Source organism: Providencia rettgeri (assembly GCF_041075285.1).
Classification (GTDB): Bacteria; Pseudomonadota; Gammaproteobacteria; order Enterobacterales; family Enterobacteriaceae; genus Providencia; species Providencia rettgeri_G.
Window position 1 is genome coordinate 1,016,791 of record NZ_CP163512.1, and the last position, 17,865, is coordinate 1,034,655.

Annotated in this window: 14 protein-coding genes; 8 read left to right on the forward strand and 6 right to left on the reverse strand. The window is 43.0% G+C overall.

Annotation, left to right across the window (positions count from 1 at the left end):
- The first annotated feature begins 200 nt into the window (after positions 1 to 200).
- Positions 201 to 1,415, forward strand: coding sequence for a beta-ketoacyl-ACP synthase I (gene fabB, locus AB6N04_RS04610; RefSeq protein ID WP_369310741.1), 1,215 nt, complete (start codon positions 201 to 203; stop codon positions 1,413 to 1,415).
- Between the two features lie 57 nt (positions 1,416 to 1,472).
- On the opposite strand, the gene AB6N04_RS04615 is transcribed toward fabB, so the two are convergent.
- The gene (locus AB6N04_RS04615; protein WP_369310742.1) at positions 1,473 to 1,946 is read right to left on the reverse strand and encodes a hypothetical protein; all 474 of its coding nucleotides are present in this window, start codon (positions 1,944 to 1,946) and stop codon (positions 1,473 to 1,475) included.
- A gap of 179 nt (positions 1,947 to 2,125) precedes the next feature.
- Here AB6N04_RS04615 and AB6N04_RS04620 point away from each other — a divergent pair, with 179 nt between their 5' ends.
- A complete protein-coding gene (locus tag AB6N04_RS04620; protein ID WP_369310743.1) occupies positions 2,126 to 2,362 on the forward strand; it encodes a hypothetical protein in 237 nt (78 codons plus the stop codon).
- A 78-nt stretch (positions 2,363 to 2,440) separates the two neighbouring features.
- On the opposite strand, the gene AB6N04_RS04625 is transcribed toward AB6N04_RS04620, so the two are convergent.
- From AB6N04_RS04625 to AB6N04_RS04635, 3 genes are read right to left on the reverse strand one after another with little or no spacing between them, the layout of a single operon-like run.
- The gene (locus AB6N04_RS04625) at positions 2,441 to 3,946 is read right to left on the reverse strand and encodes a tripartite tricarboxylate transporter permease (RefSeq protein WP_369310744.1); all 1,506 of its coding nucleotides are present in this window, start codon (positions 3,944 to 3,946) and stop codon (positions 2,441 to 2,443) included.
- Between the two features lie 11 nt (positions 3,947 to 3,957).
- Entirely contained in the window at positions 3,958 to 4,389 is a 432-nt protein-coding gene (locus AB6N04_RS04630; RefSeq protein ID WP_369310745.1) for a tripartite tricarboxylate transporter TctB family protein, read from the reverse strand.
- Positions 4,390 to 4,400: 11 nt separating this feature from the next.
- Entirely contained in the window at positions 4,401 to 5,375 is a 975-nt protein-coding gene (locus AB6N04_RS04635; RefSeq protein WP_369310746.1) for a Bug family tripartite tricarboxylate transporter substrate binding protein, read from the reverse strand.
- Positions 5,376 to 5,687: 312 nt separating this feature from the next.
- Between AB6N04_RS04635 and tctD the strand changes: the two genes are divergently transcribed.
- Both tctD and AB6N04_RS04645 read left to right on the forward strand, forming a co-directional pair.
- Positions 5,688 to 6,356: a transcriptional regulator TctD gene (gene tctD, locus AB6N04_RS04640; RefSeq protein WP_369310747.1), complete on the forward strand. Its 669-nt coding sequence runs from the start codon at positions 5,688 to 5,690 to the stop codon at positions 6,354 to 6,356.
- Positions 6,353 to 7,783 carry a sensor histidine kinase gene (locus AB6N04_RS04645; RefSeq protein WP_369310748.1) on the forward strand — a complete coding sequence of 477 codons (1,431 nt, stop codon included), beginning with the start codon at positions 6,353 to 6,355 and terminating at the stop codon, positions 7,781 to 7,783. The genes tctD and AB6N04_RS04645 overlap by 4 nt, the downstream gene beginning before the upstream one ends.
- Before the next feature lie 40 nt (positions 7,784 to 7,823).
- Here AB6N04_RS04645 and AB6N04_RS04650 read toward each other — a convergent pair whose 3' ends face one another.
- The gene (locus tag AB6N04_RS04650; RefSeq protein WP_369310749.1) at positions 7,824 to 12,491 is read right to left on the reverse strand and encodes a sel1 repeat family protein; all 4,668 of its coding nucleotides are present in this window, start codon (positions 12,489 to 12,491) and stop codon (positions 7,824 to 7,826) included.
- 365 nt (positions 12,492 to 12,856) lie between these two features.
- Positions 12,857 to 13,777, reverse strand: coding sequence for a DMT family transporter (locus AB6N04_RS04655; protein ID WP_369310750.1), 921 nt, complete (start codon positions 13,775 to 13,777; stop codon positions 12,857 to 12,859).
- Positions 13,778 to 13,878: 101 nt separating this feature from the next.
- Here AB6N04_RS04655 and AB6N04_RS04660 point away from each other — a divergent pair, with 101 nt between their 5' ends.
- The 4 genes from AB6N04_RS04660 to truA all read left to right on the forward strand — a co-directional run bounded on the left by AB6N04_RS04660 (position 13,879) and on the right by truA (position 17,820).
- A complete protein-coding gene (locus tag AB6N04_RS04660) occupies positions 13,879 to 14,700 on the forward strand; it encodes a helix-turn-helix transcriptional regulator (RefSeq protein ID WP_369311969.1) in 822 nt (273 codons plus the stop codon).
- A 78-nt stretch (positions 14,701 to 14,778) separates the two neighbouring features.
- Positions 14,779 to 15,915 carry a 4-phosphoerythronate dehydrogenase PdxB gene (gene pdxB, locus AB6N04_RS04665; protein ID WP_369310751.1) on the forward strand — a complete coding sequence of 379 codons (1,137 nt, stop codon included), beginning with the start codon at positions 14,779 to 14,781 and terminating at the stop codon, positions 15,913 to 15,915.
- Between the two features lie 79 nt (positions 15,916 to 15,994).
- Positions 15,995 to 17,005, forward strand: a complete 1,011-nt coding sequence (locus AB6N04_RS04670; protein ID WP_369310752.1) for an aspartate-semialdehyde dehydrogenase — start codon at positions 15,995 to 15,997, stop codon at positions 17,003 to 17,005.
- Positions 17,005 to 17,820, forward strand: coding sequence for a tRNA pseudouridine(38-40) synthase TruA (gene truA / locus AB6N04_RS04675; protein ID WP_369310753.1), 816 nt, complete (start codon positions 17,005 to 17,007; stop codon positions 17,818 to 17,820). The genes AB6N04_RS04670 and truA overlap by 1 nt, the downstream gene beginning before the upstream one ends.
- Positions 17,821 to 17,865 lie beyond the last annotated feature (45 nt).

Sequence of the window (17,865 nt, forward strand, 5' to 3'; positions counted from 1 at the left end):
TAAAGCCTATAATCACCAAACAATCGCTAAATTTTAGCGCTGATAAGCGTGTAAGGCTACTGTCATAAAAAAGTGTTATTACTGCTGTAGAGAAAAAAATACAAAAATTTACCCTGATCGGACTTGTTCAGCTTACAAGTGTAAGCTAAAGTGACACCCTGTAATCCCGCAATCATATAATTATAGCCATGAGGTAACGAATGAAGCGTGCAGTCATTACTGGTCTAGGTATTGTTTCCAGCCTTGGTAATAACCAGGAAGAAGTACTGGCTTCTCTGAAGGAAGGTCGTTCCGGGATCACTTTCTCAGAAGAATTCAAAGAGGCAGGGCTACGTAGCCATGTCTGGGGTAATGTTAAAAATTTAGATCCCAAAGACTTGATCGACCGTAAAATTTTCCGTTTTATGAGTGATTGCTCCGCGTATGCTTACTTGTCTATGGAACAGGCGATTGCGGATTCAGGTTTAACTGACGAACAAGTTTCAAATTTACGTACAGGTATTGTTGTCGGCTCAGGTGGGGGTTCTCCACGTAACCAAGTTGCGGGCTCTGATGGCATGCGTGCTAAAGGTCTGCGCGGTGTGGGGCCATACATGGTCACCCGTGCAATGGCTTCAGGTATTTCTGCATGTTTAGCAACACCGTTTAAAATCAAAGGGGTAAACTATTCAATCAGCTCAGCGTGTTCAACATCAGCACACTGTATCGGCCATGCAGTTGAATTAATTCAACTGGGTAAACAAGATGTTGTTTTTGCAGGTGGTGGTGAAGAACTAAGCTGGGAAATGACCTGTGAGTTCGACGCGATGGGGGCATTGTCAACCAAGTACAATGAAACGCCAGCCAAAGCATCAAGAACCTACGATAAAGATCGTGATGGTTTCGTTATTGCCGGTGGTGGTGGTATTGTGGTTGTTGAAGAACTCGAGCACGCATTAGCGCGTGGCGCACATATCTATGCAGAAATCGTCGGTTACGGTGCAACGTCTGACGGTGCTGATATGGTGGCACCATCCGGTGAAGGTGCAGTGCGTTGTATGCAAATGGCAATGCAAGGCGTTGAAAAAATTGATTATATCAACACTCATGGTACCTCTACGCCAGTGGGTGACACCAAAGAGTTAGAAGCTATCCAAGAAGTATTTGGCGCTAATTCTCCTGCAATTTCTGCAACGAAAGCAATGAGCGGACATTCATTGGGTGCTGCGGGTGTGCATGAAGCCATCTATAGCTTACTGATGTTAGAGCACGGCTTTATTGCGCCAAGCATTAATGTTGAAAACTTAGATGAAAAAGCGGTTGGTTTGAATATTGTCACAAAGCCAACAGAACAAGCGTTGAACACCGTGATGTCGAACAGTTTTGGTTTTGGTGGAACTAACGCGACACTAGTGATGAGCAAATATAAAGCGTAATTTATCTTATTCACCCTGTCATAGATAAGCGGGAACTGAGGTTCTCGCTTTTTTGTTTTAATCACCACCTCCGCCATCACCACCTCCACCATCACTGCCACCTGAATCAGAGGAAGCGCAGTCTGAACTTGAATTTTCAGATGAGCAAAAATAGCGATTCGTGTGGTGATTGTCATTACTGGCTGTGTTGTCATAAGGAGGAACATAGCTTGAACCGCTGCTATTGGTATTCGTTTGTCTGTTTATCTCTTTGACATTTTTTCGGACTTCAAAAATTTGGCTTTTTCCTTTTGCCCAGCCAATTGTGACTAAACTGGTGTTTTTCCTCACACTAACATGCAGCATTTCCCCGCAGTAAATCGCCATTTTGCCAAATGATTTTATTTGGATATACCCGCTCTCTTTTTCAGTGATAATAATCGGGTTTTGGCTGTGAATGGTGTAGAGATCGCCATGGACTTCAACAGAACGAGTATGCGCTAAAGGTTTGGGGTGGATGTTAAAAAGAACAAATAGCAATCTATCAAACATAACATATCATTTTGTTATAAATGGGGTTAATAAGCTAATTTATCGATGTTATTAAACCAATCATCTTTGTCTGATTCAGTATTTAAATTAATAATGAGCAAAAAAATCACATTTTGTAATTTTAGCGCTGAAATATATGTAACTATAGATTTTAAAGGCAACTATGAGGATTAATTATTATGAGTATATCAAAGTGCAATCCCATTCTATGGAAAACAGATATTAAGCTCTTGACCAAAGCGATGGGGAAGGCGATTTATCAGTCAGTTAGTGCGGCTTTTCGAAAAGTTAAAAATACGTTTTGTCGCTTTCCTCTGAATGAGGATAGGCATTACCAAGCAAAAAGAGATAATTTACAGAAGTTTTTAGCGAAAATTGAACAGGTGGATAATTCATTCCTGCACACAAAAAATTGATGGCAAATACAAAGCAAAAAAAAGCCCCGAAAGTCAGATGGGGCAAAGTTTTACAGAGAAGGTACTCGCAGGGGCGAGTTAAGAGAGAGCCTGCTGTTTACGTTTTTGAATACGTTTAACAATTGGAGGCAGTATCAGTACTAACACTGCAAGGACTAAAAGACTTTGCGAAATTGTACTGCTCCACAGGATATCGAAATTGCCATTACTAATGGATAGTGAGCGACGTAGGTTTTGCTCTAACATTTCACCCAATACAAAGCCTAAAATTAGTGGGGACAGGGGAAAGTTCATTTTTCGCAAAATAAAGCCAAATACGCCAAGCCCCATCATTAATAGAAGGTCGAAGGTCGTGCTGTGAACGGCATACACGCCAACCGCGGAAATACAAGCGATAGCTGGGACTAAAAACCACAGTGGTACAGTTAGCATGCGGGTGAACAAACCAATTAATGGAATGTTCATGATAAGTAACACCACGTTGGCAATCAGTAGGGCTGCAATTAATCCCCACACAATATCGGGTTGTTCCGTAAACATACCGGGACCGGGTGCAATGTTATACAGGGTTAATGCCCCCATCATCACCGCCGTGGTGCCTGAACCCGGTACACCAAGGGTTAGCATCGGGATAAATGATCCACAGGCAGAGGCATTGTTGGCTGCTTCTGGTGCCGCAACGCCGCGTACATCACCTTGACCAAATTCGCCTTTTTCACCACTGATTTTTTTCTCAGTCATATAGGTGATGGCGCTAGCAATAGTCGCCCCAGCGCCTGGTAATACCCCGACAAAAAAGCCAATAAATGATGAACGTAGTGCTGGTCCCGCACAGGCTTTGGCCTCTTTACGGTTAAACAGCATACGACCTGTTTTGCGAATTAAACCTTGACCCGTTGTGGTGCTTTCTAACATTAATAGAATTTCACTGACGGAAAATAACCCGATAACGACAACAATAAATTGCACGCCATCTGATAAGTGCACACTATCAAACGTAAAACGGTATTCCCCAGAGTTAGCATCTACCCCGACAGTTGCAAGTGATAAGCCAATTAACGCGGCAAGTAGTGATTTAATCGGATTCTGGCTCATCATGCTACCAAGGCAGGCGATGGCAAATACCATCAGTGCAAAGTATTCTGCGGGGCCAAACGCCAGAGACCACTGTGCAAGTAGCGGTGCAAACAAAATGATCCCGACGATAGCAATGGTTGAACCAATAAAGGAACTGACTGCTGAAATGGACAGTGCCACACCGCCTCTGCCTTGCTTTGCCATCGGGTAACCATCGAGTGTGGTCATTATTGCGGCGGCATCACCAGGCACATTGAGTAGAATAGAGGAAATGCGCCCACCGTATTCACAACCTAAATACACGGTAGCGAGCAATATTAGCGCTGACTCCGCAGGGAGTTTCAATGCAAAGGCGAGGGGCAGTAAAATGGCTACGCCATTGATTGGTCCAAGGCCAGGTAACATGCCAACTACGGTGCCAATAAAGCAGCCAATCAAGGCAATCAAGATATTTTGAGGAACTAGGGCAACCTCAAAACCTTGCGATAGATACATCCAAGTTTCCATGCTGTTGCTCCTTAGCTCAATAGGCTGCCGATGGGCAGAGTCACATCCAATAGCTTATCAAAGGCATAAAAGAGAAAAATGCCAAGGATAGGCCCCGAAATCACTGCGGCGATAGGCGTTGCGCCAAATAGCAGGGCAACACTAATGGTTAATAAACTGGTGGCAATTGGAAAGCCAAGCCACTCAAACGCCCATGCATAAATCACTAATGATAAAATCAATAATGCGAGACGGCGCAGTACATAAGGTTTTGGCCACTCAACGGCTTCTTGCTTACCAAACAATAGGGCAAGGGCACAAATCGCCATTAAGGTGAGTATGGCAATCGGAAAAGGGCGGGGGCCCAGTGGTTCATAAGAAAACTCACTTTGGATCCCCCAGCCGATATAAATTCCGATGGCACACAATATCAGCCAGACTAGGGCAAATATGCGTTGACTCATCGTGTGCTCCGTTATTTGGCTAAGCCAAATGCGCGGGCTTGCTCACGATATTGCTCGATTTCTTTTTTCACATAGCTATCGAGTTCTTGCCCCGTTAAGTTGTATTCAAATAACCCGCGCAACTCGCGTTGTTTTTTGAACTCCTCGGTTTGTTGCAGTTTTTGGAAGGCTTCAACCCATTGGTTGTAATCTGCATCAGAGACTTTGGGGCCCATATAAAATCCGCGAATAATCGGCCAGACGATGTCATAACCTTGCTCTTTAGCCGTTGGAATATCCGATAGGCCATCACCAAGGCGTTTATCCGCATACACCGCAAGAATGCGAATTTTTCCTTCATTGATATAGGGGGTCATTTCGCTGATATCCCCTGACAAGACTTGGATATGGTTGCCGAGTAATGCCGTTAAGGTTTCCCCGCCACCTTCAAAAGCGACATAGCGCATTTTACGTGGATCCATATCAATGGCTTTAGCTAAAAGGGCCGTCTTCATCCAGTCTTGGCTACCGATTGAACCACCTGCCCCGAAAACAATACTGTTGGGATCTTTTTTAAAGGTTTCCATTAAATCTTTGAGGGATTTGTATGGGGAGTCGGCGCGTACTGCTATCATGCCGTAATCACTACCAACGCTGGCAAGCCAGCGAACATCATTTTCGTTATATCGACCAAATTTGCCTTGGGCTAGGTTGAGAAGTGAGCCGCCGGAGAACGCCACAATGGTACCTGGTTCTGCGGGGCGCTGAGCCACAATAGCGTTGTAGGCAACCGCACCAATTCCACCAGGCATATAAGTGACGCGCATGGGTTTTTCAATTTCTTTGGTTTCTAGCATGGACACTTGGACCAGCTTACAAGTTAAATCAAATCCACCACCCGGTTTAGCAGGGGCGATGCATTCAGTGCGCTCTGGGAGCGCAACTGCTGTGTTTAGACCAACTAAAAATATTGCTGTTGCTAAGGTGTTTAACGTGAACTTTTTCATTGTTGATTTCCTTACTAAGCCAATAATTAGAGGAACAATTGCAAGATTTCTTATTGTGTTTGCGAGTTTATGATTGGCTGAGGAAGCTTTCATTTACCTTTCATTAACAAATAATATTATTTTTATGTGATATATATCAGATTGCTTTATATTTTTATTTCTTTGTTATGTTAATTTAATGTTAAATTAACGCTATTAACCTAATTGCAACGTAATAGTTGTGATGCATACAGTAAAAATGATGACAACTGCTTTTCATTCATGATTGGGAATGCCAACGTATACAGATAAGTAATTATAATGAGTGTGCGTATGAGAATTTTATTGGTTGAAGATCATGATGATTTATCTTTGTGGTTGCAAAAAGCTTTAACTTCATCGGGTTTTGCCGTGGATATTGCCCGTGATGGTGCGATTGCGGATCAGCTTTTACAAACGGAAAATTACACGTTAGTCGTTCTAGATGTCTCGCTTCCACGAATGAGCGGGCTTGAAGTATTGGCCCATATGCGAAAACGCCATCAAGAAACGCCTGTTTTATTATTAACAGCGAACTCTGATGTGGCAGATCGCGTACAGGGGTTGAACGCAGGGGCGGATGACTATCTGACTAAACCGTTTGATATCGCAGAGTTAGAAGCGCGCATTCGTGCGCTTCTAAGACGTAGCCAAGGGCAGGTGAATGAGCCCCAGCGCTTTGGCTCATTGTGTTATCACGAAGAAGGTTATTTTTTATTGTGCCAAGAACCTTTAGGGCTAACACCAAGAGAATATGCAGTATTGAGTACCTTATTCCATCGGCGAGGTCGTCCTGTGTCAAAAACGCAATTATTTGAACAGGTTTTTTCGTTGTCAGATGAGGCCAATTTACAGAGTATTGAATTATATGTGCACCGCGTGAGGAAAAAATTAGCGGGCTCAGATGTTAATATCAATACGTTGCGCGGATTGGGATACCGATTAGAGCAGTGTAGTGTATGAAATTAGTCTCTCATCCACGCTCTCTCTTTCATCAGTTGCTGCTCTTTTTCGGTATCCCGCTCATATTATTGGGCAGTTTTTCAGTTTATACCCATTACTACAGTGCAAAATATGCCTCGAACTTGGCCTATGATCGCACGTTGCTTGCTTCTGCCCGAACAGTCGCAGAAAGGTTACAAGTCATCGATGGGCATTTATCTGTCAATGTGCCTTATGTGGTACTTGATAGTTTTGAATTGAATAATAATGATAGAGTTTTTTACCAAGTGATTTCTCCTGAAGGGGAAACCATTTCAGGTTATGACGACTTACCACCAATTCCCCCTTATTGGATGCGCTCCCAACATTATACCGCATTAGTTTATTTCTATGATGCGGAATATAAAGGTTTGCCTATTCGTATTGCGACATTTTTTCAGCCGATTAACGAAGGTGGGATCACGGGGATGGTGGAAATTCGCGTAGCGGAAACAGTCTACTCACGTCAAGACTTAGCTAATCAATTATTAATATCGGCATTAATGAGTCAAGGAACAGTGGTGTTTTTAACTTTGTTACTTGCCTATATATTATTAAGTAAGCTTTTGACACCGCTGAAAAAATTATCAAATTTAATGCTAGGGCGTTCAGCCAATGATTTGACACCATTACCTGACTTGTTGCCATGGTCAGATTTATCACCGTTAATTGAGGCGCTTAATCGCTATATTTCCAGATTAAAACGTATGGTCAGGCGGCAGGAACGTTTTAGCGCGGATGCTTCTCATCAATTAAAAACGCCACTAACCGTTTTAAAAACTCAAGTCTCTGTGGCTATCAACAGCACGGATGAAAGCCAGCGACAGCAAAGTTTACAAGCTATTAATCAAACACTGGATAACACAATTGTGTTGACGGATAGGCTTTTGCAATTATCGCGCTTAAAAGCCCATGAAAAATCCGCTGTTAGCCAATACAAAGCGGTTAACTTAGTGGAAATTGTTCATCAGGCCTGTTTTACTCGCCTTGGGCAAGCTGAGAGCCAACGAATTGATTTGGGCTATGAAGGCCTTGATGTGGCTTGGATTAAAGGTGAACCTATTCTATTAGCGGAGATGTGCGCTAACTTAATTGATAATGCCATTAAATACACCCCTGAAGGTGGCGTGGTGACCGTTCGTGTGGTGAATAATGAAAATACACAGCAACTTGTTTTAGAAGTAGAGGATTCAGGTCCCGGCATTCCAGATGCTAAAATTAGCCGCTCCATGGAGGCATTTACGCGGTTAAATAATGCATTAGGTAAAGAGGGCGCGGGGCTCGGTTTGGCGTTGGTCAAAGATATTGCGAGTTACCATGATTCTGAGCCGCAACTACTAAAAAGTGAATTATTGGGAGGGTTACTTGTACGGATTGCATTTACGGCTAGCCATGCGCCGAGTCGTTAAGGAAAGGGCGCTGCTGATTGAGCGCCCTTGTTGCAACAATTTATTTTTGCAGTGAACTAAAATCCCATTTTTTTAAGGCATTGATAGCGTCTTTGTCTTGGTACTTCGCCCCTAACTGAAGGTAATCATAGGCTTTTTGTAAATCTTCTTTGCTCTTGGTACCGATCCAACCGTGATAGTACATATAGGCAAGTTTGTATTTCGCCATGGCATGGTGGCTACCTTGTTCTAAATCGGTCATATCGTAATATTTTGCAGCCCGAACATAATCTTTCGGCATGCCTTGACCAAAATAGAGCATATCTCCCGCTAAGTGTGCGGTATTGCTATCATTTTGCTGAGCACCTAAATCGAAATAATACAAGGCCTTAGCAAAATCTTTTTCAATTCCACGCTCATTGTCTTTACGGTACAGGTTACCCAAAATGTTGTAGGCTCTTGAATAACCATTTTTCCCTGCCAGTTCATAGTAGTAGATCATTTTTTGTGTATCTTCAGGCACCATTTCGCCTCGTGCATAATTGATCCCTAATGAAAATGCAGCCATTTTGTCGCCCGCTTCGGCTTTCACGCGTTTGGCTTCAATTTCCGCAGCAAAACGACCGTATTTCTGGAAATCTTGCTCTTCTTTAAAGCGTTGTTCGACCGCGTGTTTATCTTCTGCTGACAACTTATTGATTAATGCAATATTGTCGGTGTCTTTTTCCAACCTTAGGGCGATATAGTACGCTTGTTTAGCATCTCCTTTTAGAACGTAGGCATCGTAAAGGCTATTGAGTGCGTAGTTGTCATTGTATTTCAAGGATATTTCAAACCACTCAATGGCTTTATCGAGATCTTGTTCAACACCACATTCCTCTTTTAGATAGAGATCACCCATGGTTCGAGTTAAGTCCTCAGGCTCTTGAATAAAGGTTCTATCGGTATTTTTGCCAAATTTACCTTTTTCCAGCCACTCTTTCAGATAAGAGCCCGCTTTATCCATATCTGTATTACGGCTATTAGCGCAGTAGCGTCCTGGAGAGTTAATTTCATATAACATTTTAATGGCCTCCATATCACCTTGTTTATGGGCTTGTTCCAGATAGCCCAAGGCTTTTTGTGGATCACTACTGGCGTAGTAACGATATAAGCGTTTGAGGGCATCAGGGCGACTTGGCGCTTCACTTTCTAGCAAAGCAAAGTACTTTTTATCATCTTTACTGCGGTTAAGGTCGTTGTTTTCGCTGCGAATGCCTTTTTGGTATAAGTTCGCGAGGGAATTAAACGCGTGTTTTGAAAGCTCGCTATCAGTGGATTTCATCCCCTCTTGCAGGTACTGGATCGCGGCGTTATATTCTGCGGACTCAAAGGTGACACCGCTATCATATAGGTATGCATCCGCGAGTTGGACTTTGGAAAATAGGTCGTTTTTCGCTACACCATCAAGGTAATTTTGCCGTTTGTCTTGCTTATCTTCTGTTACGCTATTCAACGATGGATAAACGGCGAGGTTACCCCCAGCAATCGCCTTTTTATACCACAACTGCGCAGCACTGGCATGACCTTGAGATTTATACCAATCGCCTAATTTTTCAGCGGCAGCGGCATCGCCATTTTGTGCAGCTATAACGGTGGTGTCATACAGCTTTGTGTATTCTTCAACGCGCTTCGGGTTAGAATGTTTTCTCAGGTAAACAATTGCTTCATCCCAATTTGGCTCAACGACAAGTGTTTTCTTGTCAGCAGAAAGCTCGCCCATATACAGCATTTTACTGTAAAGAATAATGGCATTATCGTTCCCTTCATCACTCGCCATTTTTAGGTATTTCATCGCTTCTTGGCGGTCTTCTTTTACACCATTACCGTATAAATAGGCACTACCCACGTTGTATTTTGCGGATGTGCTTGCATTTAGTGTTTTCATACCAATATCAAAGTCATCCATGTACTTGATGTACTGATCCCCCCAACTACCTGACTTTAGGTAGTATTCACGGGCTTTTTGGCGATTAACATCGACTAATTGGCTGCCACTTAAATATTGATGAGCCAGTTCGCGGGTATAACTTTTGTTGCCAAGAGCTGCAAGTTGGTCGTAATAACCGATTATTTTATTTTTGTTTGCACTCTGGAGTTCTGCGTTTTCATTGTAATAATCGATAAGCTCTTCAAGTGCTGTTTCGTTATTCAGTTTGGCACTTTTCTCTAAGTAGTCTAGCCATTTTTGCTTATCGACTTTTTGTCCGTAATTACCGAATTTATAGGCGTTGGCAAGACTGCGTAATGCATCGGGATCATTATTTTTTGCATTTGCTTGAAGAGTAATAAATGCAGCTCTTGCTTTTTCGATTTCGCTTTTGCGTGATTTTAAAAAACTGAAATCGGGGTCGGAAATTTTGTTGTAATATTCCATAGCGAGATCGTAGTTAGCATCTTCACCATAATCCCCTTTTTGATAGATTTCACCCAGTTCATATAAACAGCGGTTGTTGCCTAATGCCGCACAACGTTTATATTGCGGGATCAGGTCGTCAGGAGTTAACCCCGTAATGGCTTGAAAACGGTCTTTATAATAAGCTTTATCCGTGAGGTAATTTACTCTATCAAGGTTTTGTGCGATGTATAAAATTGCAGCTGTGCTGCCTAAATCCGCGGCTTTTAAAATATTGTCATAATAAGGCTTGAGCTCGTCATTGCTTAGGGCACTGACATTCTTTAAGTTTGTCAGTTGCTTAATACCATATTGATAAGTGATATCTGCATCAGTACCAATCAACGGCTCAATCAATTTTTGTGCTTCAGCATTTTTCTCAGTGACCGCTAAATCGACCAGTAATATCTTGGTATCTTCATGCTTTAATCCTACTCTAAATAAAATATCGTATGCTGTGTTGAGTTCTTCATCAGTGAGTGAGGATTTAGCTTGAGATGACCTTAATAAGTCTACGAGTATATTAGCGATGGTGTTGATTTCAGTGGGTTGATATTTAAGCAGTGCGGCAGCGTAGTAAACACGTCCGTTATAATCATACTCACTCGATTTTTCATACAATTCAAAAGCGAATTTTTTATTTTTCTCTGCGTCTTGGCGCAGTAAATAATCGGCATAAAAATGCGCTAAAGCGTCATTATTGCGTTCAACAACATCTTTTTTTAGGATGTCGACAACGGTTTTTTCATCAACAAATTCTTTAATATCATAACGATAATACAACTGTACTAACATGCGGTCTGCGGTAGACGGATAGCCACGAGTATCCAAGTTCGCTTTAAGTAGTTGCGTGGCTTTTTCGAGGTTTTTTTCCGTTCCGAAGCCATTAATATAATCGCGAGCAAGTTGCATTTGGGTATCATAGGTTGGCTGAATGCGATTTGCTTTTTCTATCGCTTCAAATGATTTTTCGGGTGAATAATAAGCACTGCCTTTGGTGCCATAGACTTGGCTAGCAAGGCGCTGGGCTTTTGCTGAATTAGGGTACTTTCGCATTAATTCAGGTAAGTATTTTTCCACTGTCGCATTAAGCTTTTTTGTAGGGAAATCATAATCAGAGATGGCGAGTTGGGTGATGGTGATCAGTGCTTCTTGATGACCCAGATCGGCGGCGGAGGTTAAGTATTTGTTGGCTAAAACGTTATTGCGCTCAACATTGTGAAAAGTGGTGCCTGAATAAACGCGATAAGCAGCATACATGGCATCAGGGTATTGTTGATTAGCGGCCTCGGTTAACGCTTGAATTTTACTTTCATCAGCAAGGTAGCTGAGGTATAAAGCTTTAGGTTTCTTTTGTTCAATCAGAGGGCGTAAATAGGCCATGGCACGGAATTGACTGCGTTTGACATCTTCACCCACGGTGTATTTGTGATACAGCGTGTAAATGGCATGCTCTTCACCTTTACTGGCTCGCTCTTCAAGGTTGGCAATAATTTGTTGTTTTTCTTCCGCTGTTAGCGAACCGTATAGGGATAATGGCGCAGGCTCCATGTCATCGCTTTCAGAAAGAAAACCTAAAGTTGATGAATATGACATGCGTTCGTATTTTTTCGCTAACGTTGGGTTTGCAGTGATCCCATTGCCACCTTCTTCATAAATAGTGGCCAATAACATAGCGGGGAGCGGAAAATCGTTGCTAACCAGTGGGGTTAAAATTTCAACGGCTTTCTTATTGTCTTTATCAAATTGATGGGCGATATAACCCAGTGCAAACTTTGCAAAGTGAGAACCTTGGTCAGCGGCTAAGGTAAAATATTGACGCGCGAGTTTGATATCTTGGGGTATTTCATCGTATCTATCTTTTATATAGACGCTTCCTACCAATTCTTGAGCTTCTTTTACACCTAAATCAGCGGCTTTGATTAAGGAAGTGAGGCCATTTCTATCTTCTTCGGTATCATCCATCTCACGGTTATAGCGGTAATAACCTAGGTTATAGAGAGCATTCTTATTATTCGCTTCAGCGGCTTTCACGAGATAACGTTGCGCGACCTCATCATCAGGCTCTACACCAATTCCGTCTTTATACATCATGGCTAAGGCATATGCAGACTGAGAGTCTTGGTCGGCATTTTTTTTAAACTGCTCAACAGCGGCATTGGCATCACCTTGTTGATATAAGTCGTACCCAGCTTGGGCTGAGTTGGATTGGTTGGATGCGTTGATAAAGTAAATGCCAATAGCGATAGCAATTATTATCAATGCAAACAAACCCACTTTAAGCTGTTTAGTCATGGTTATTCCTTGTCATGGCTTATTGCATCATTTGCCACGATCCTTTATGTCGTGCGTATTGAGAGTTAGTACGATTAAAGCGTTATTTTTATTTGGCTTAAGTCTAATTGCTGATAAAGAAAATCCAATCAGAATGTGCCTACAATGGGCAATAAGACTGCGTTGAGCTTATCAATGACAGAAAAATAATGAATGACCTAGTCATGTTAAAGTGTCACAAACTATGAACATTGACAAAAAAGAGTCAAAAAAAGTGAAGTCAGGAGAAAAAGAGATGGATTATTTTGTGAAAGGCTTTCAAACATAGCCCCACAATGTGGGGCGTATGAGTGACGACATTGCTTTATTGCTTTTGTAATTCTATTTTACTGGCAAGTATCCTCTTGAACCACCTTTTTTTCACGGCGGAACATTTGGGTGAGTGGGGTGCGTAATTGCTGCGCTAACATTACCCCTAGTAATACAACGCCTCCGCCAATTAAATGATAGCTTCTTAGTTCTTCACCCAAGGCAAAAATAGCAATAATTGCGGTAAATACGGGGGCAAGATTCATAAATATGGAGGTGGTATTAGCGCCTAAGCGTATCACCCCTTGGATCCATAAAGCCGGGGCTATAATCGAAGCGGCAATGCCTGCAAACAGTACTAGGCCAATATTATGGCTATTAAGAGCAACATCATCGGCCATCAAGAAGTTAGGTAATAATAAAATCACGCCAAAGAAAATTTGCACGTACAGTGAATCCCAACTAGAGAGTTGAATTGACCAACGTTTTGTCAGCACACCATAAAGTGCATAGGCAGCAGAAGCGACAATCATCATTAACTCCCCTTGACCTAACCCGTGCGACAGCAGGGTGCTTGGGTTACCTTGACTCACCAACCACAGTAAACCAAATAGCGATAAAGCCGAACCCAGTACAATTCCAACAGTTGGAATAACACGTAGGACAAAAATACTGATAACGACTGTTAATAATGGGATTAATGAATTCATAATTCCCATAAATGTGGCACTCACACTATGGGCGGCGTAGTAAGCCAAACTTTGGTAAAGCATCATACCAAGGGCACCTAAAATGGCTAATTGCCACCAATGTTTCATCACCACTTTGTGGTGACGTAGTACCGAGCGCAGAACAAAGGGGGTCATGACAAGTAACGCTAACGCCCAGCGGTAAAAGGATATAGCCGCAGGATCAATTGCGGTGGACGCCGCTTTGTTTACGATGGCATTGATTGACCACAATAAAACCGCAATGAGCGGAAAAAACAAATTCTTCATTAAAACATTCTCCCATATCGAATGTGATCCAGTATACATCTGACCGATTTTTTATATATACTGATAATCAGACAATCGATAACGTTTTTCAGACAGGTATGATGGGAAATTCAAAACGAGATATTTGGCAAATCAGTGAATGCAATATTATTGAGCCCGAACTTATTGCATTTCGCCACGAACAAACCGCAGCACTGACCGAGTATAAATCGCACTCACATCCATTTGGGCAGATGTTGTACGTAGTTTGCGGCATTATGGAAATGGAAGTGTCTGGCAAACATTACTTAGCACCGCCTGAATTTTGTATTTGGATCCCCGCCAATACTTCCCATGCTAGCTTTAATAAAGAAAGTGTCAAATTTCGCATCATTGATTTCTCTCATAAATATAATCAAGTGTTAGCTCAGCGTCCTTGTGTTGTTCGGTTAAGCGGGATATTTCAATCCATTATGACGGATATGTACCAGCGGGCTATTGTTCAGCCAGAAACTGAACAAGATTTGCGCCTTGCCCATGTATTGATTGATCAATTTTCCTTATCCCCTTGCCAAGATACTTACCTGCCTACGACGAAAGACAAATTTTTAGCCCCTATTTTACAAGAGCTGCAAAATGCCCCCGCAGATAACACCACACTGGCAGAATGGGCAAAGCGTTATTATACCTCGGAACGCACATTATCAAGACGTTGTCAGCAAGAGCTTGGCATGTCATTTAGTGAGTGGCGACAGCGCCTGCGTTATTTACATGCCGTCGCAGGGTTAGAGCGCGGAAAAAGCGTGCATGAAGTCGCGTTGGATGTGGGGTACAGTTCCGCTTCAGCATTTATTGCTATGTTTCAGCAAATTTCTGGGGTAACGCCTGATCGGTTTCGCCTGAAAGAGTTTACGATTAACGATAACTTTGGTCCAGCACGTTAACTCTCGTAGGCATCTAAGGGAAACCGTGGCAAAATATTGTGATACAGAGCAAAATTGCCAATAATTGGGACACACAGCGTGAAAATTTTAGTTGATGAAAATATGCCTTACGCTCAAGCACTATTTAGCGAGCTAGGTAATGTTAAGGCCGTACCGGGACGTCCGATCCCTGAACAAGAATTGATTGATGCGGATGCATTAATGGTTCGATCTATCACCAAAGTCAATGAATCGCTTTTAAACAATACGCCCGTTAAATTTGTTGGCACTGCAACTGCTGGGTTTGATCATGTGGATACAGCGTGGTTATCCACAGCCAATATTGGTTTTTCGTCTGCGCCGGGGTGTAATGCCATTGCTGTTGTGGAATATGTGATTTCATCTCTATTGCTACTTGCTGAGCGAGATCATTTTGACTTACGTGAAAAAACAGTAGGGATCATCGGTGTTGGTAATGTCGGAGGACGTTTAGCCGCACGTCTAAAAGCGTGGGGCGTGAAAACGGTTTTATGTGATCCGCCACGTGCAGCAAAAGGCGAAGAAGGGCCATTCGTCACATTTGATGAACTTCTCACACAGGCTGATGTGTTGACTTTTCATACCCCACTGAATATGGCGGGGGAAGCGCAGACTTTCCATTTGATGGATAAGACGCGTTTAGAAAACTTGCGTGAAGGCACTATTTTAATTAATGCCAGTCGTGGTGAAGTGGTTGATAACCAAGCTTTATTGTCCGTTCTTCAGCAAGGGAAAACGATAAGTGTTGTACTGGATGTGTGGGAGCCTGAGCCTGATCTAAATACAGAATTACTCGATTTAGTCGATATTGGCACGCCGCACATTGCAGGTTATACCCTTGAGGGGAAAGCGCGTGGAACAACGCAAGTGTATGAAGCCTATTGCCAATTTCTTGGCAAAACCGCGCAGGTTTCGCTCTCATCTCTGTTGCCCAAACCGGATATCAGCGAATTAACCTTCAATGGTAAATTAACGCAAAACCAGCTCAAAAGGTTAGTGCATCTAGTGTATGATGTGCGCCGTGATGATGCGGCATTAAGATCTGTTGCGGGCATTAAAGGTGAATTTGATAAACTGCGAAAAAATTATCAAGAGCGCCGTGAGTGGTCATCCCTTAATGTGATTTGCAATGACCCGCAAACCGCTGCCTTACTTACGGAGCTAGGTTTTAAGGCTCGCTTAGTTTACGCATCATAGATTCAGTAAGATGAACACCGGATTAAATGACCTCAATGATTGAGGTCGTTTAATTTTTTTATTTTTTAGAGGAAAAGCCATGACTGAAGGTTGGAATATTGCAGTATTGGGTGCAACCGGTGCTGTGGGTGAAGCGATAATTTCACTGTTACAAGAAAGAGAATTCCCAGTCGGCGAGTTGTATTTACTGGCCAGCGAACGTAGTGCGGGAGAGAGCGTACGTGTTAATGGCAAAGGTATCCAAGTCATCGATGCCAAAGACTTTGATTGGTCTCAAGCACAAATGGCTTTTTTCGCAGCGGGAGAAGCGGCGAGCCTGCAATACGCGGAATCAGCAGCTCAAGATGGCTGTATTGTGATTGATACCAGCGGCGTTTTTGCGCAAGAACCGGATGTGCCATTAATTGTTCCAGGTGTGAACCCACAGGTTTTAGCCGATTACCGTAATCGCAATATTATTTCGCTAGCCGATAGTGCGGTCAGCCAATTATTGACAGCAATTAAACCTTTAATGGATGCAGCGGGATTAAGTCGCATCACATTAACCAATATGCTATCGGTTTCAAATTATGGCAAAGCTGCCGTAGATGAGCTGGCGGGTCAAAGTGCTCGTTTATTGAACGGTATTCCTGCGGAAGAAGGGCGTTTTAGTAAGCAACTCGCATTTAATATGTTGCCATTGTTGGCGGATATAGAAGGCAGTGTTGTGCAAGAACGTCGCTTGGTTGAGCAGGTGCGTAAAGTGTTGCAAGATGATGGCTTGCCTGTTGCGGTCAGTTTTATCCAATCCCCTGTTTTCTATGGCAATGCGCAAGTTGTCCATTTAGAAACGTTGCGTCCGATCAGTGCCGAAGAAGCGAACGATGAATTTGAACGTTTTGACGATATTCAGGTCTCAGAAGAGGGGGATTACCCAACGCAAGTGACTGAAGCATCGGGGAACGACCAACTGAGTATTGGTTGTGTGCGTAATGATTACGGTATTCCTGAAATTTTACAGTTTTGGTCAGTCGCCGATAACGTGCGTTTTGGTGGGGCATTAATGGCCGTTGAAACGGCGGAGAAACTCGCTCAGGAGTTGTTCTACTGATGTCCGAGTCAACAAAGTTGCATCGTATCGCATTAGGTATTGAATACAACGGTAGTCGCTATTTTGGTTGGCAGCGTCAACAAGAAGTAAAAAGTGTGCAAGGTTGCCTTGAAGACGCCTTGTCGAAAATCGCTGCTGAGCCTATTGGCGTGTTTTGTGCGGGGCGTACAGACGCTGGCGTTCATGCGACAGGGCAAGTGGTGCACTTTGATACGTCCGTTGAGCGTAAAGAAGCGGCGTGGACGATGGGGGTGAATACCCATTTACCGCCCGATATTGCTGTGCGCTGGTGTCAAATGGTGGATGATGAGTTTCACGCCCGTTTTAGTGCAACGGCACGCCGTTATCGCTATGTGATTTTTAATCACCGCTATCGGCCCGCGATTTTATCCAGTGGTGTGACACACTTTCATTATCCACTGGATGAAAAACGGATGCACGAAGCGGCGCAGGCACTGATTGGAGAGCGTGATTTTACCTCATTCAGAGCAGTCCAGTGTCAGTCAAAAACACCTTGGCGTAATGTTATGCACGTCAATGTAAGCCGCCATGGTCACTATGTGGTGGTCGATATCAAAGCTAACGCATTTGTGCACCATATGGTGAGAAACATTGTGGGGAGTTTGCTGGAGATTGGTTGTGGCAATCAAGAGATTGATTGGATGGCCCATCTTCTGGCGTTAAAAGACCGAACTAAAGCCGCCGCGACAGCAAAAGCGGAAGGGCTCTATTTGGTCAGTGTGGATTATCCAGAGAAATTTGCGCTTCCACGTAATGTCATGGGGCCACTTTTTCTTGACGATACACTGATGTAAACCGACGTTAACTTTATCTCATAATCACTGTAAATGGCACGGATG